The organism is Chryseobacterium sp. GVT01B (assembly GCF_019970045.1).
In the GTDB taxonomy this organism is placed as follows: domain Bacteria; phylum Bacteroidota; class Bacteroidia; order Flavobacteriales; family Weeksellaceae; genus Chryseobacterium.
On sequence record NZ_JAHXYI010000007.1, the window covers coordinates 207,392 to 221,184 of the forward strand.

Sequence of the window (13,793 nt, forward strand, 5' to 3'; positions counted from 1 at the left end):
TTAATTTGAAATAGTTTAAAATTATATAGATTTTATTGTTTGTAATTAAAATATGGGTATATTTGGTGTACGTTGAATATCAATATGATGTATAACTAATAAACCATAAAAACATGTAATCTATGAGAAAACTTTTACTTTTCATACTTCTGTGCATCTCTCATACTTATTATTCTCAGGCAGATTGTGCTACCGCATTATCCGTCTGCGGAAACTCAAATATCACTTACAGTCCTACAGGATATGGTAATATAAAAGAATTGGTAAACTCAGGAAGTTGTATAGACTTCACCGGAGAGCATAATTCCATTTGGTATAAAATTACGATTGCTACCGGAGGTACCCTTACTTTTGATCTGGTTCCGAATAATCCGGATGCCGATTATGACTGGGCTATTTTTGGTCCTAATGTAAACTGTGGAAGCTTAGGTTCACCCATACGTTGTAATGCTGCAACCGTTATCGGGCCTGGCCCGGCTACAGGATTAAATATGACAAGTACTCTTCTGAGTGCTGCCGGAGGTTCTCTGACACCCTATTGCAGATATATGGATGTTTTGCCAGGACAGACGTATTACTTGTTTATTGATAACTGGGTAAGCAGTACCAGTTCTACAACGGCTCCGTTTTCTTTGACATGGGGTGGAACTGCTACACTGGCTTCACCATTTACAGACCCTAATATTCAGACACAACCATTTACACCTCCTGGAATTCCTGCAGCTAACCCTGCCGATCCGAGAGAAGTGGTAATCTGTTCAAGTACAGCTCTGTTTGATTTTTCTACATTGTCTGCAGGAATTCTCAATGGAAATCAAAACTTTAATGTAAGTTATCATCTGAGCCAGAATGATGCTTTAACGGGGAATAATCCTATTACGGCTCCAATCACAGTAAATACAACCACTGTTTATTATTACAGTATCAATTATACCGATCCAACTAATGCCAGCAATCCGCTTAATAAGTGTAAGCAGGTTGGAACGTTTAAATTCAAAGACGGTTCCATTACAGTTAAAAATGTAACATTAACCGAATGTAACAATAATAATGCAGGTACAGCTTTATTTGATTTAACCACAGCAGATGTTATTGGAAACCCGAATGTCACTAAAAAATACTATCATACGATGTCGGATCTCAATGCCGGTATCAATGAGATTACTACTCCTATGGCATTTGTATCTGCAGAAGGGATGGTTTATGTAAAAGTCATCTCAGAATTTGGCTGTACTGCGGTGGCACAGATCACCTTGAAGTTTTATCCGGTAGTGGTGGTGAATGAAGTGACACTGAGATCATGCTTCATCGAGGGCAATCCATCTACTGCATCTTTCAATCTTGTTAATGCTTCAGTAACCGGCCAGACCAATCCGACCAAGAAATATTATCCTTCATTGACCGATGCTGTCAATCAGACCAATGAAATTCTGAATGCTAATAATTATATTGCTCCTAATGGATTTGTATATGTAAGAGTTTCCAATGCTCAGGGATGTTATGCAATAGCCAGAATTACTTTAGTTGTTATTGCTCCGGTATATTCTGATAAACTTAAAGATGTAACTATTTGTGCAGAAGATCAGACGACACTGGATGCTGGGCCAGGATTCAAAAGCTACGAATGGAACACGGGTGCCACTACCCAAACGATCAAAGCAGGAATTGGAGTATATTGGGTAAAACTTAAAACAGGAGAATGTATTGCTACACAAACAGTAAAAGTACTTCCTTCCGAACAGCCGGTTGTTTCCGGAATTGATATCTCAAATAATACAATTACAGTTTCAGTAACAGGAGGAAATCCGGCGTATAAATATTCAATAGACAATATTATCTGGCAGGACTCTAATGTATTTAATAATCTTTCAAGAGGAGATCATAAAGTTTACGTAAAAGACGCTTACGATTGCGATCCCATAGAAATAGGAGTGGTTGTACCTAATTTGGTCAACGTGATTACCCCAAATGCTGATGGAGTGAACGATGTGATTGATTATTCAGCATTAGGCAATAAACAAAACCTTATTATGAATATTTTTGACCGTTACGGAAACAAAATATTCCAGGCTGACAGATCAAATGGTTATAAATGGGATGGTACACAGGGCGGAAGAAGAGTGCCTACCGGAACATACTGGTATTCTATCACATGGAATGAAAATGATAAAAATAATACAGCAATCAAATTTACAGGTTGGGTATTGGTAAAAAACAGAGAATAACAATAAATATAATACATAGATAAAACCACTTCATTTGAAGTGGTTTTTATTTTTAAAAGTTTTTAAATTAGGTATCAAAATAGAAAAAATGAAAGACCTGTTTGTAAAACGTTTTGAATATTATAAATCCCTGGGAGATAAAACATTTGACCAGCTTTCTGAGGAACAGATGTTCTGGCAGTATAATGATGAAAGTAATTCTATTGCCGTCATTGTGAAACATATTGCAGGAAATATGCTTTCAAGATGGACTAATTTTCTTACTGAAGATGGAGAGAAGTCATGGCGTAACCGTGACGGAGAGTTTGTCAATACATTTACTACTAAAGAACAGGTGCTGGATTTTTGGGAAAAAGGCTGGGAATGTTTTTTTGATGCCCTTGAAAAGATAAATGATGACAACCTTTACTCAACAACTTATATCAGAGGGGAAGCTCACCCTGTTATTGATGCTGTTCTCCGCCAGTTAGCTCACTATCCTTATCATATTGGTCAGATTGTTTATATCGCGAAAATGATAAAAAATGAAGATTGGAATACACTGTCTATTGCCAGAAACCGTTCTCAGGAGTTTAATACAGAAATGAAAAGCAAATTTTTAAATAGTGAACCAGATACCAATTCATCACCCGTCTGCTTTCAAAACAGCCCTGAAGTAAGGGATGAATATAAACAATAGATTGAATCAATCTTGGATTCTTATTAAAATTACTATCTTTGCACCCATAAAATTCAGGAGTAACAAATGTCTACTTTTCATAGAACTGCCGCGTTTCATACACTTGGCTGCAAATTAAATTTTGCGGAAACATCTACTATTGCCCGTCAATTAACAGATGCAGGTTATGATAAGGTAAGTTTTGATGAAAAAGCAAACGTGTATGTTATCAATACATGTTCGGTGACAGAAAATGCTGACCGTGAGTGTAAACTGCATGTAAAAAGAGCCATGAAAGCCAATCCGGAAGGACTGGTTGTTATTGTTGGATGTTATGCACAATTGAAACCAGAAGAAATTTCCCAAATTGAAGGTGTTGATCTTGTTTTAGGAGCGAAAGAAAAATTCAATATTCTGAGCTACCTTGATGATTTGGAGAAATCTGAGAATGAAGGAGTAGTGCACTCATGTGAAATTGAAGAAACAGACTTCTTTATCGGAAGTTATTCTATTGGTGACAGAACCAGAGCTTTCCTGAAAGTACAGGATGGCTGTGACTATAAATGTACATACTGTACGATCCCGTTAGCAAGAGGAATTTCACGTTCTGATACTATTGAAAATGTTCTCAGAAACGCCACAGAAATTGCTGCAAAAGACATCAAAGAAATTGTTCTTACAGGTGTGAATATCGGTGATTATGGTAAAGGTGAATTCGGAAATAAAAGACACGAACATACTTTCCTTGATCTTATTTCGGAACTTGATAAAGTAGAAGGGATTGAAAGAATCCGTATATCTTCTATTGAACCCAACCTTTTGAAAGATGAAAGTATCGAACTGGTTTCTAAAAGTAAAAGCTTTGTTCCGCATTTTCATATCCCGTTACAGTCCGGAAGTGATGATCTCCTGAAAAAGATGAAACGCCGTTATCTGACAAAACTATACAATGACAGAGTCAACAAAATCCGTGAGGTAATGCCTGATGCGGCTATTGGTGTAGATGTTATTGTAGGTTTCCCGGGTGAAACAGAGGAGATATTTATGGAAACCTATAATTTCCTTAATGAACTTCCTATTACTTATCTTCACGTATTTACCTATTCTGAAAGAGAAAATACGGAAGCTGCTGCCATGGAAGGTATTGTTCCGGTAGCTGAAAGAAAAAAACGTAATAAAATGCTTAGAATTCTATCTGAAAAGAAGAAAATGGCATTTTATCAGACACAACTTGGAAAATCGCTTCCAGTTCTTTGGGAGCACGAAAATAAAGACGGGAAAATGTTTGGCTTCACAGAAAACTATGTGAGAGTCCAGAAAGACTTTGATCCTGCATCCGTAAATCAAATCGAATTTCTAAATTTAGAAAAAATCCTGTCAGATGGCACGGTTTCTGTGCAATCTTCTTACCAAAATTTTTTAGCAAAAGCGTAGGCTCTTTGCTAAAATTCTACTAAATTTATTTTTAAACTTTTAAATACTACATTCATGAGAGATAAGTTTTTATCTTGGGGAATTGTATTAGTAATTGCTACATGGATTATAGCAATACTGATCAGAGCGCATTATTGGATACCAACGCTGTTATCCGCAATTTATGCATTAGGTGTATACAATGCTTACCAATCGAAACATGCTATTTTGAGGAACTTTCCTGTATTGGGATACTTCAGGTATTTTTTCGAGAGTATTTCACCTGAAATGCAGCAGTACTTTATTGAAAGGGAGACAGACGGGAAACCGTTTCCAAGAAATCAGCGTTCTGCAGTATACAGACGTGCAAAAAATTTAAGTGATACCGTAGCTTTTGGTACACAGCTGGAAGTTAATCACAGAAAATATGAAGGGATCAAGCATTCTATTTATGCAAAATCACCATCAGAAGAGCTTCCTAGAGTATGGGTAGGAGGAGAACAGTGTACACAGCCTTACCACGCTTCATTATTTAATATCTCAGCCATGAGTTTCGGGGCATTGAGTGACAGAGCTCAGATCTCCCTGAACAGAGGTGCCAAAAAAGGAAATTTTTATCACAATACAGGAGAAGGAGGAATTTCGCCACACCATATGGAAGGAGGTGATTTATGCTGGCAGATCGGAACAGGGTACTTTGGATGTCGTGATGAAGAAGGAAAGTTCAATCCGGAGCTTTTTGAAAAATATTCAACTCTTCCTAATGTGAAAATGATTGAGATCAAACTATCACAAGGGGCAAAACCAGGGCATGGTGGAGTTCTACCGGGTGTAAAAAACACTCCGGAAATTGCAGCGATCCGTCACGTAACGCCTGGAATGACTGTTATTTCACCACCATCACATACCTCATTCTCTGATGCAGCAGGATTGCTGAGGTTTGTACAGCAGCTGAGAGAACTTTCAGGAGGAAAGCCTGTAGGATTCAAGCTTTGTATCGGAGATACCAAAGAATTTGAAGATATCTGCGTTCAAATGAATGTTTTGAAAATTTATCCGGACTTTATTACCATAGACGGAGCGGAAGGAGGAACAGGAGCTGCACCGCCGGAATTCTCAGATGGAGTAGGGATGCCATTGGAACCAGCTTTGATATTTGTCAACAGAACGCTTAATAACTATAATGTAAGAAACAAACTAAGAGTGATTGCCAGCGGAAAAGTTCTTACCAGTCTGGATATTCTGAGAGCAATTTCGATGGGTGCAGATATGTGTAACAATGCAAGAGGATTTATGTTCTCTCTGGGATGTATTCAGGCGTTGAGATGTAATACAAACAACTGCCCTACAGGAGTTGCTACCCAAGATAAAATGCTTATTAAGGGGCTTGAAGTAACGGATAAAGCAGAAAGAGTATATCACTTCCATAAAAACACGCTTCATACATGCAATGAACTGATTGCTGCTGCAGGAAGAAGTTCTTATGAAGAAGTAGATGCTACCATGTTTATGAGAGGAGATGAGTTTGACCACCTTGCAGATCTTTATTTCCCGGATATTTTAGGAAATGTGAAGCAGAAGGCAAGATCGTAATCCACATTAAGTATAACAAAAAACACCGCCATTAAGACGGTGTTTTTTATTGTATGAATATTTTTTATTGTTGTTGTTCTGTTGTTTGTTTCTCACCACTTGGTCTGTCCTCTCTTCCATAAATCTGAAAGTTGAATACAAAAGATTTATTTCTGTAAGAAGTATTTAAGTAAGGATAATGAGGGTTTCTAGCAAAAGCAGCTCTGGAAGGAACAATAATTACTCCTTGTAAGTTATAAGGAGCCTCGCTAGAAGGATTATTGAATGCTTTGAACTTTTGTAAAGCTTCTCTGAAACCAGGAATCTGGTAATATTTTGCTTTTTTTGCAGCATCAGTTGTACCAGCCTCTAATATTGATTTCTTCACATAATAAAACATTGGGTCGATAACAGGAATACCTGTTCCGTCAATGGTATTTAAAAACGCGGCTTTTGACGTGAATGATGTGTTTCCGTCAGAATTAACAGCCAGATAAGAGTAAGTTCTTCCCATGATTTTGATAATATCATCATCTTTGATTGTAGATTCATAAGGAGGAGTGGGGTTAGCAGGAGGTTGTGCTCCATTTCTGATAATATAGATAGTTCCTGAAGGAAGTGTTACGGGATTCAGTTCAGATAATTTTTTTTCATTATCATCCGCAGTATCCGTAGAACTGAAAGCTTTTATATTACCTTGTGCATCCAGATAATTTTCATCCATCAATTTTTTAATGGCTTGATCATCATATGTGTTTTGTGTTGTAATGTCTTCCGGCTCTACATAAGGTTCTGTCGTATCATCTTTTTTACAGGCGGAAAAACACAAAGATCCTGCAAGGATATATAAAAATATTTTTTTCATTTCAAAAAACTTTAATTACTTTACAAATAATATAACGGCAAAAGTATAAAAAAATATGAGAATAGATAAATTTTTATGGAGCATTCGTTTTTATAAGACGAGAAGTATTGCAGCAGAGGAGATTAAAAAGAACAGAGTTTCTATAGGAACGTCTGCCGTAAAGTCATCTAAAGAGGTAAAAGAAGGAGATACTATTAAAATCCGTAAGAATCAGATTGATTATAAAATAAAAGTAATTCAGATTCCTAAAAGCAGGATAGGAGCCAAATTGGTGCCTCTTCATATTCAGGACGTAACGGATAAAGAACAGTATGAACTGTTGAAACTTCGTAAAATGTCACAAGACTATTACAGAAACAAAGGAGAAGGAAGACCTACGAAGAAAGACAGAAGGGAAATGGATGATTATGTAGGTAACGACATTGATTCTGATTTTACAGACTGGGATGATTTCTTTGGAGAGACAGATAATGGGGAAGAAAACGAAGATTAATATAAAATAAAAAAGCTCTAGAGATAGAGCTTTTCTATTATTTCGTTGACAATATCTTCCGGTTCTCTGGAATCTGTACCTACAGTGAATTGTGCTTTACTGTAAAACTGATTTCTTTCAAATAAATGTTTAGCAATGAATTCCGGGAGGTCTTCATCAGATATATTGGCAATCAACGGCCTTTTTTCTTTCTGTTTTGAAAGCCTTTCAACCAATGTTCCTACAGAGCTTCTTAAAAAAACACTTTTGGAATTATGATTGATGATCTCCATATTATTGTAATAAACAGGAGTTCCTCCACCAAGACTTAAAACTACATTTTCTTCCGAAGCCAATATCTCTTCCAAGGCCTCTCTTTCCAGCTTTCTAAAGTAAATCTCACCCTTCTTTTCAAAAATTTCCGGGATGGTTAATTTGTTTCTTCTGGAAATCTCTTTATCGAGATCAATCAATTTAAAATCGATTTTTTCGCTTAATATTTTGGAAATGTGAGATTTGCCGCTCCCCATGTATCCGATCAATGAAATTACCATGAATTTTTTTTAAACAAATTTGCGAAAAAGTTTTGAGATAAAGAAAAAAGTCATATCTTTGCACCACTTAAAACAAGGGACATTACTTAAATGAAAACTTGATGAGTAAGTGACCGACTCGGTAGCTCAGCTGGTAGAGCAATACACTTTTAATGTATGGGTCCTGGGTTCGAATCCCAGCCGGGTCACAAGCAATAAAAATTACTGGATTTTGTAATTTTATTGCCTGCGTGGTGAAATTGGTAGACACGCCATCTTGAGGGGGTGGTTTCCTAAGGATGTGCTGGTTCGAGTCCAGTCGCAGGCACTGCAAAGAAAAATTTATAATTAATATTGAAATTTATTTCATTTTAATTGTGGCCGACTCGGTAGCTCAGCTGGTAGAGCAATACACTTTTAATGTATGGGTCCTGGGTTCGAATCCCAGCCGGGTCACAAGTTTACTGAAAAGTAAATTTTTTTCATATTAATATTTTGTGATTTGGTGTTTCAAAGGCTTCCTTCAGGAGGCCTTTGATTTTTTGTATTCTACGTAATAAATAAATTTAACAATACCAGACATATCTGAAATGATTGGGTTTTATTATAATAAATCAAAAAAACTCTGATGACAACATCAGAGTTTTTATCTTATAAAAAATATGTTTTCTTGTCGTATTAATCTAAATGCATATTGTCAATTAATCTTACACCATCTACCACCACAACAATGAATGCTCTGAATTTTCTGTCTTTATAGAAGAAATCAGTTTCCTGTAGGGTATTTTCATCGGCAATCAGGAAGTATTCCAGCTTCATTCCCTGCTGATTGTCAAAAATATCTGTTACTCTTTCCTTTATTTCCGGTATGCTAACGGTTCTGAACCAGTCGTTTACTTTTTTTAAAGTCTCATAAATGACTTTAGAAGCTTCTTTTCGGTCTGCATGAAGTCTCTGGTTTCTTGAGCTTAATGCCAGTCCGTTTTCTGCTCTGTAGATTGGAACTCCTGATATCTTAACAGGAAGATGCTTTTTATCTACCATTTTTTTAATAATAGCAAGCTGCTGAAAGTCTTTTTCTCCAAAATAAGCATTGTCAGGCTGTATCTGTCTGAAAAGCTCTTCTACAACGGTTCCTACACCGTCAAAATGTCCAGGTCTGGATTTTCCTTCCATCTCATTTTCCAATCCATCAAAATCATAGCGCTGGCTTTCAGTTTTCTCAGGGTAGATATCTGCTACCTCAGGAATGTAAACGGCATCTACAAGACCTGAAGTTTGAAGAATAAGAATATCTCTGTTAACATCTCTTGGGTATTTTTCAAGATCTTCAGAATTATTGAACTGGGTTGGATTTACAAAAATTGAAGAAATAACAAGGTCATTTTCTTTTCTTGCCTCTTCATACAGAGAAAGATGGCCCTTATGTAAAGCGCCCATTGTAGGTGCAAAGCCAATTCTTTTCCCCATTTCTTTCTGTCTTTCAATGAAATCCTGAAGGACTTTCCTGTTTTTTATAACTTCCATAGTTTATTTTAATGCTATTTCAAAAATACTAAAAATATCGCATAATAATATGCACTTTTAATAATTTGGAAAAGGGAATTTTCGTAAAAAAATGTTAATTAAAATAATGTTGGATGTTTTTTTGTAATTTTGCACATTAAAGCATTTTTACAAAAATTAGATAGAAAGTTTATGCCGAATCAAAAAATACTGTACATTACTACAGAGATGTATCCATATCAGGAAGATACAAATATGGCTGCAGTGGTAAACAAAATGGCACTTAAGATGCACCAAGAAGGCAATGATGTAAGAGTTTTTATGCCAAGATTTGGACAAATAAGTGAGAGGAAATTCCAGCTTCATGAGGTAATCCGTCTTTCAGGAATGAATATTATCATCAATGACCTGGACCAGCCTCTGATCATTAAAGTAGCGTCTCTTCCGGGGGAAAGACTTCAGGTTTACTTTATTGACAACGAAGAATACTTCAAAAGAAAACAATACTATTTTGACGATGAAGGAAATCCTTTCGAAGACAATGACGAAAGAGCGATTTTCTTTGCCAGAGGAGTTATTGAGACGATTAAGAAGCTAAACTGGGTGCCGGATATCATTCATTTAAATGGATGGATGGCTTCTTTTGTTCCAATTTATCTTAAAACTTACTACGAATCAGATACTTATTTCAAAGACGCGAAAATTGTACTTTCTCTGTATAATGAGAAGGATGCTGATTTGGATAAAAAGATCGACGAAAAACTACAGTTTGATAATATTTCAGGATTAAAAGCGTTAGATAACCCAACAATTAAAAGCTTTGTTATCGAAAGTATGAACTATGTAAACGCTGTTGTGAAAGGTGACGAGTTTCTGGATGAAGACCTGGATAAGGCTTTCAACGAAACTACTACCGAGAAGTCGGAATATCTTGACATAGATTCTATAAATCAACTTTATTAAAAACACATTTTTAATGACTCATAATCTTAAAAGGACCTTCGCCATGCTTTTATTGGCGATTTTCGGAAGTACAATCCTTTATAACTGTGAACCGGATCCAGATTCTCTTGGTGAACAGTTGTTCAATGATGATGCAGCACAAGGTAATGAAATTGCATATCCAGTTATCGCATACAATTATAGCAACAATGATTCAATCAGAAGTGATGCTGCCAGATTAATCAGCGGTGTGAGTGAATCTGGTGCGGCTTCATATGTTGGTGTTCTTGGAGCTTTTACTGAAAACCAGTTTGGAATGCAGAGAGCATCTTATGTTACTCAGCTGAGAATGCCGGTAGATAATTATGATTTTAACGGAGCGAATCCAAAAGTAGATTCAGTTGTTCTTGTAGTAAGACCACCAGCGAATACTACTGCAAGTACTTATTTCTTTGAAAGCGATTCATTAAAAACAAATACATTTGAGAAAAGCGATTTTCCGGTAGATGGAGTAGCTACAGCCGTTTCTATTGAGAGAAAAACATATCCTGTTCGTAAATACGGTAAAATAGGTGGTGCTTCAAAATCAATGAAAATCAATGTACATGAAGTTACCACGTTCTTAGATTCAAATGATGATACCTTTAAACGTTCCAATAAATCAATAAGCACTGGCGAATTGTTAGGATCAGGAGTGTTTGACGGTAACATTAATTCTATATCTATTACTAAGAAATCTGATAATTCAGTTGTGTTTACAGGAAATCTTGGTTTCAGAATGAAATTGAGCAATACAAACTTTTTCCAGACTCATATCCTTGATAAAAAAGGAAAGCCTGAACTTCAGGATGCTTCTAACTTTATCAGATATTTTAAAGGAATAAAAATTTCTGTGGATGAAACGGATAAATATCTTTATCAGTTCTCTCCTAATGATCTGCAGCTTATCATGTATTACAAATATGACAAAACAGATAACGGAACAACAACAAGACCACAAACAAATCTTGTTTTCAACTTAGGAGGTTCTAATGCTCATATCGGATTATATGAATACAGCAGAACTAACTCGTCTGTTGAAAAAGCATTGGCTGCAATTAATACTTCTGAAGGTGATGAAAAACTTTATGTTCAGGGAATGGGTGGTCCTTCTGTAGTAATGAAAATTAAGGATGAGACCATTGCAGACCTTAAGAAGATCTATGTTGAAAAGAAAGCAGGTATTTTAAGTGCTAAGATAAGAGTATATGTAGATCCTTTAAGCTGGAAGAATACCAACTCAACAGAAGATCGTAGATTTTCAATTCTAACCAATACATTAAATAGTAATGGTACTATTGATTTCTCAAAATTAGCTTATACTTCAGACTTGTCAACAGGGCTTGGGTTGTATAATTATAACAAGGATAAAGATTATTATGACATTGTAGTAACAAAAACAATCAAGGATCTTGTTGAAGATGTAAAAGATAGTGATGGGAACTTCATTAAGAATAAACCACTAATAATCAGTGCTGGAACATTTGCTGCAAATGCTACAGGAACCCTTTTAGGAGTTCGTAATACAACAAGAGCATTTGATATGAACAGAATTATTCTGACAGGTATAGATAAAGCGAATGCCAATCCAAAAAGAATCCAGCTGATGGTGACTTATGGTACGAAAAAATAGAATACAATAAATACAAAATACACTAGACAAAATATAATATGTGCGGAATAGTAGGATATACAGGTTTTCAAGACGCTTACGAAATTGTAATTAATGGTCTTAGAAGATTAGAATATAGAGGGTATGACAGTGCCGGAATTGTTTTAGAAGGTTCAAACAATAAGCTTGAAGTAGAAAAAACAAAAGGCAAGGTTGAGGATTTGGTGAATATTTCGAAAGAATTAAAAGGGAAATATAAAATTGGAATGGGACACACCCGTTGGGCAACCCACGGAGTTCCAAGTGATAGAAATTCCCATCCGCACTTGTCAAACAACGGAAAAATAGCTATTGTACATAATGGTATTATCGAAAACTATGATACCATTAAAACAATGCTTACTGAAAAAGGCTTTACTTTCAAATCAGAAACAGATACTGAAGTATTGGTAAACCTTATTCAATATTTTATGGATATTAATCCTGAAACGGATTTCCCGACTGCAGTAAGATATGCATTGAATGAAGTATACGGAGCTTATGCTATTACTGTACTTCACGAAGATTATCCTGGAGTATTGGTAGTAGGAAGATTAGGTTCTCCTCTGGCTATTGGTATCGGAGAAAAAGAATATTTTATAGCATCTGATGCTTCTCCTTTCGTGGAATTTACAAAAGAAGCCATCTACCTTGAAGAAGGACATATGGCAACAATCTCTCTTGAAAATGGAGTAGATATCAGAACCATCAATGATAATTCTAAAATTGAGCCGGAAATTCAGGAGCTTAAAATGAGCCTGGAGCAGATCGAAAAAGGTGGATATGAGCATTTCATGCTTAAAGAAATCTTTGAACAGCCTAAGTCTGTACACGATACAATGAGAGGGAGACTTCTTGTAGATGAAGGAGTGATCAAAATGGCAGGGATCTGGGATCATGTGGAAAGATTCAAAAATGCTAACAGAATCATCATTATTGCTTGCGGAACGTCTTGGCATGCAGGTCTTATCGGAGAATATCTGATTGAAGAATATGCGAGAATTCCTGTTGAAGTAGAATATGCATCAGAATTCAGATACAGAAATCCAATCATTACTGATAAAGACGTAGTGATCGCAATTTCTCAGTCAGGAGAAACAGCTGATACAATGGCTGCTTTAAAACTGGCAAAAGAAAAAGGTGCATTTATATATGGTATATGTAATGTTGTAGATTCTTCAATTGCAAGAATTACAGATGCCGGTTCATATACACATGCTGGTCCTGAAATCGGGGTTGCTTCTACGAAAGCATTTACAGCACAGCTTACTATCCTTACTTTAATTGCATTTAAACTAGGAAAACACAACGGAAACTTAGGAAACGCTGAATTTATGAGCTTAATTGCTGAGCTTGATGCTATTCCTAAGAAAATTGAAGAAGTGCTGAGTACGACCCATGAGCTGACTCAAAATATTGCAAAAGATTTTGTAAAAGCTACAAACTTCCTTTATTTAGGAAGAGGATACAATTATCCGGCTGCCCTAGAGGGAGCATTAAAATTAAAAGAAATTTCTTACATCCATGCAGAAGGATACCCGGCTGCAGAAATGAAGCACGGTCCCATTGCCCTGATCGATGAAAATATGCCAATTGTAATTATAGCGCCTAAAAAGGGTCACTATGATAAAATTGTAAGTAATGTTCAGGAAATTAAAGCGAGAAAAGGAAAAATTATCGCTGTAGTGAATAAAGGAGACCGTCAGGTGAGTGAAATGGCAGATTATGTTATTGAAATCCCTGAAACTTCAGAATGTTTCTCACCAATCGTTGCTTCCGTACCTCTGCAACTGCTTGCTTATTATATTGCAGTATATAGAGGGGCAAACGTAGATCAACCGAGAAACCTTGCAAAATCTGTTACCGTGGAATAAAAAGTTGTTGTAAATAAAATAAATTTAGATTTCTTCCGTTATT

Annotated in this window: 11 protein-coding genes and 3 tRNA genes; 11 read left to right on the forward strand and 3 right to left on the reverse strand. The window is 36.0% G+C overall.

Features of this window, described 5'->3' with window-relative positions:
* Positions 1-122 precede the first annotated feature (122 nt).
* The 4 genes from LC457_RS18220 (at position 123) to LC457_RS18235 (ending at position 5,889) form a co-directional block, all read left to right on the forward strand.
* Positions 123-2,225 (forward strand): T9SS type B sorting domain-containing protein, encoded by a 2,103-nt coding sequence (locus LC457_RS18220; protein ID WP_223601141.1) that lies wholly within the window; start codon positions 123-125, stop codon positions 2,223-2,225.
* A gap of 88 nt (positions 2,226-2,313) precedes the next feature.
* Positions 2,314-2,904: a DUF1572 family protein gene (locus LC457_RS18225; protein ID WP_223601142.1), complete on the forward strand. Its 591-nt coding sequence runs from the start codon at positions 2,314-2,316 to the stop codon at positions 2,902-2,904.
* A gap of 66 nt (positions 2,905-2,970) precedes the next feature.
* On the forward strand, positions 2,971-4,317 hold the full coding sequence (gene mtaB / locus LC457_RS18230) for a tRNA (N(6)-L-threonylcarbamoyladenosine(37)-C(2))-methylthiotransferase MtaB (protein ID WP_223601143.1): 1,347 nt from the start codon (positions 2,971-2,973) through the stop codon (positions 4,315-4,317).
* Between the two features lie 54 nt (positions 4,318-4,371).
* The gene (locus LC457_RS18235) at positions 4,372-5,889 is read left to right on the forward strand and encodes an FMN-binding glutamate synthase family protein (RefSeq protein ID WP_223601144.1); all 1,518 of its coding nucleotides are present in this window, start codon (positions 4,372-4,374) and stop codon (positions 5,887-5,889) included.
* Between the two features lie 64 nt (positions 5,890-5,953).
* On the opposite strand, the gene LC457_RS18240 is transcribed toward LC457_RS18235, so the two are convergent.
* On the reverse strand, positions 5,954-6,733 hold the full coding sequence (locus tag LC457_RS18240; protein ID WP_223601145.1) for a hypothetical protein: 780 nt from the start codon (positions 6,731-6,733) through the stop codon (positions 5,954-5,956).
* Between the two features lie 55 nt (positions 6,734-6,788).
* On the opposite strand from LC457_RS18240, the gene LC457_RS18245 reads away from it, so the two are divergent.
* The gene (locus LC457_RS18245) at positions 6,789-7,226 is read left to right on the forward strand and encodes an RNA-binding S4 domain-containing protein (RefSeq protein ID WP_213278173.1); all 438 of its coding nucleotides are present in this window, start codon (positions 6,789-6,791) and stop codon (positions 7,224-7,226) included.
* Positions 7,227-7,243: 17 nt separating this feature from the next.
* Here LC457_RS18245 and LC457_RS18250 read toward each other — a convergent pair whose 3' ends face one another.
* Complete coding sequence (locus LC457_RS18250; RefSeq protein WP_047377852.1) at positions 7,244-7,759, reverse strand: shikimate kinase; 516 nt, start codon at positions 7,757-7,759, stop codon at positions 7,244-7,246.
* Between the two features lie 115 nt (positions 7,760-7,874).
* Between LC457_RS18250 and LC457_RS18255 the strand changes: the two genes are divergently transcribed.
* The 3 genes from LC457_RS18255 (at position 7,875) to LC457_RS18265 (ending at position 8,194) form a co-directional block, all read left to right on the forward strand.
* Positions 7,875-7,947, forward strand: a tRNA-Lys gene (locus LC457_RS18255).
* 36 nt (positions 7,948-7,983) lie between these two features.
* Positions 7,984-8,066: transfer RNA gene (locus LC457_RS18260), tRNA-Leu, on the forward strand.
* A 55-nt stretch (positions 8,067-8,121) separates the two neighbouring features.
* Positions 8,122-8,194: transfer RNA gene (locus LC457_RS18265), tRNA-Lys, on the forward strand.
* A 222-nt stretch (positions 8,195-8,416) separates the two neighbouring features.
* Here the strand turns inward: LC457_RS18265 and panC are convergent.
* Positions 8,417-9,265: a pantoate--beta-alanine ligase gene (gene panC, locus LC457_RS18270; RefSeq protein WP_223601146.1), complete on the reverse strand. Its 849-nt coding sequence runs from the start codon at positions 9,263-9,265 to the stop codon at positions 8,417-8,419.
* A gap of 171 nt (positions 9,266-9,436) precedes the next feature.
* Between panC and LC457_RS18275 the strand changes: the two genes are divergently transcribed.
* The 3 genes from LC457_RS18275 to glmS are packed head-to-tail and all read left to right on the forward strand — an operon-like array spanning position 9,437 to position 13,750.
* The gene (locus tag LC457_RS18275; protein ID WP_149835216.1) at positions 9,437-10,207 is read left to right on the forward strand and encodes a glycogen/starch synthase; all 771 of its coding nucleotides are present in this window, start codon (positions 9,437-9,439) and stop codon (positions 10,205-10,207) included.
* Between the two features lie 13 nt (positions 10,208-10,220).
* Positions 10,221-11,858 (forward strand): DUF4270 family protein, encoded by a 1,638-nt coding sequence (locus tag LC457_RS18280; RefSeq protein WP_223601147.1) that lies wholly within the window; start codon positions 10,221-10,223, stop codon positions 11,856-11,858.
* Between the two features lie 38 nt (positions 11,859-11,896).
* Positions 11,897-13,750, forward strand: coding sequence for a glutamine--fructose-6-phosphate transaminase (isomerizing) (gene glmS / locus LC457_RS18285; protein ID WP_223601148.1), 1,854 nt, complete (start codon positions 11,897-11,899; stop codon positions 13,748-13,750).
* The last annotated feature ends 43 nt before the right edge of the window (positions 13,751-13,793 follow it).

Bases quoted from the DNA above. Each gene is read 5' to 3' on its own strand.
- LC457_RS18220 (WP_223601141.1), top strand. From the start codon at position 123: ATGAGAAAACTTTTACTTTTCATACTTCTGTGCATCTCTCATACTTAT.
- LC457_RS18225 (WP_223601142.1), top strand. From the start codon at position 2,314: ATGAAAGACCTGTTTGTAAAACGTTTTGAATATTATAAATCCCTGGGA.
- mtaB (WP_223601143.1), top strand. From the start codon at position 2,971: ATGTCTACTTTTCATAGAACTGCCGCGTTTCATACACTTGGCTGCAAA.
- LC457_RS18235 (WP_223601144.1), top strand. From the start codon at position 4,372: ATGAGAGATAAGTTTTTATCTTGGGGAATTGTATTAGTAATTGCTACA.
- LC457_RS18240 (WP_223601145.1), bottom strand. From the start codon at position 6,733: ATGAAAAAAATATTTTTATATATCCTTGCAGGATCTTTGTGTTTTTCC.
- LC457_RS18245 (WP_213278173.1), top strand. From the start codon at position 6,789: ATGAGAATAGATAAATTTTTATGGAGCATTCGTTTTTATAAGACGAGA.
- LC457_RS18250 (WP_047377852.1), bottom strand. From the start codon at position 7,759: ATGGTAATTTCATTGATCGGATACATGGGGAGCGGCAAATCTCACATT.
- panC (WP_223601146.1), bottom strand. From the start codon at position 9,265: ATGGAAGTTATAAAAAACAGGAAAGTCCTTCAGGATTTCATTGAAAGA.
- LC457_RS18275 (WP_149835216.1), top strand. From the start codon at position 9,437: ATGCCGAATCAAAAAATACTGTACATTACTACAGAGATGTATCCATAT.
- LC457_RS18280 (WP_223601147.1), top strand. From the start codon at position 10,221: ATGACTCATAATCTTAAAAGGACCTTCGCCATGCTTTTATTGGCGATT.
- glmS (WP_223601148.1), top strand. From the start codon at position 11,897: ATGTGCGGAATAGTAGGATATACAGGTTTTCAAGACGCTTACGAAATT.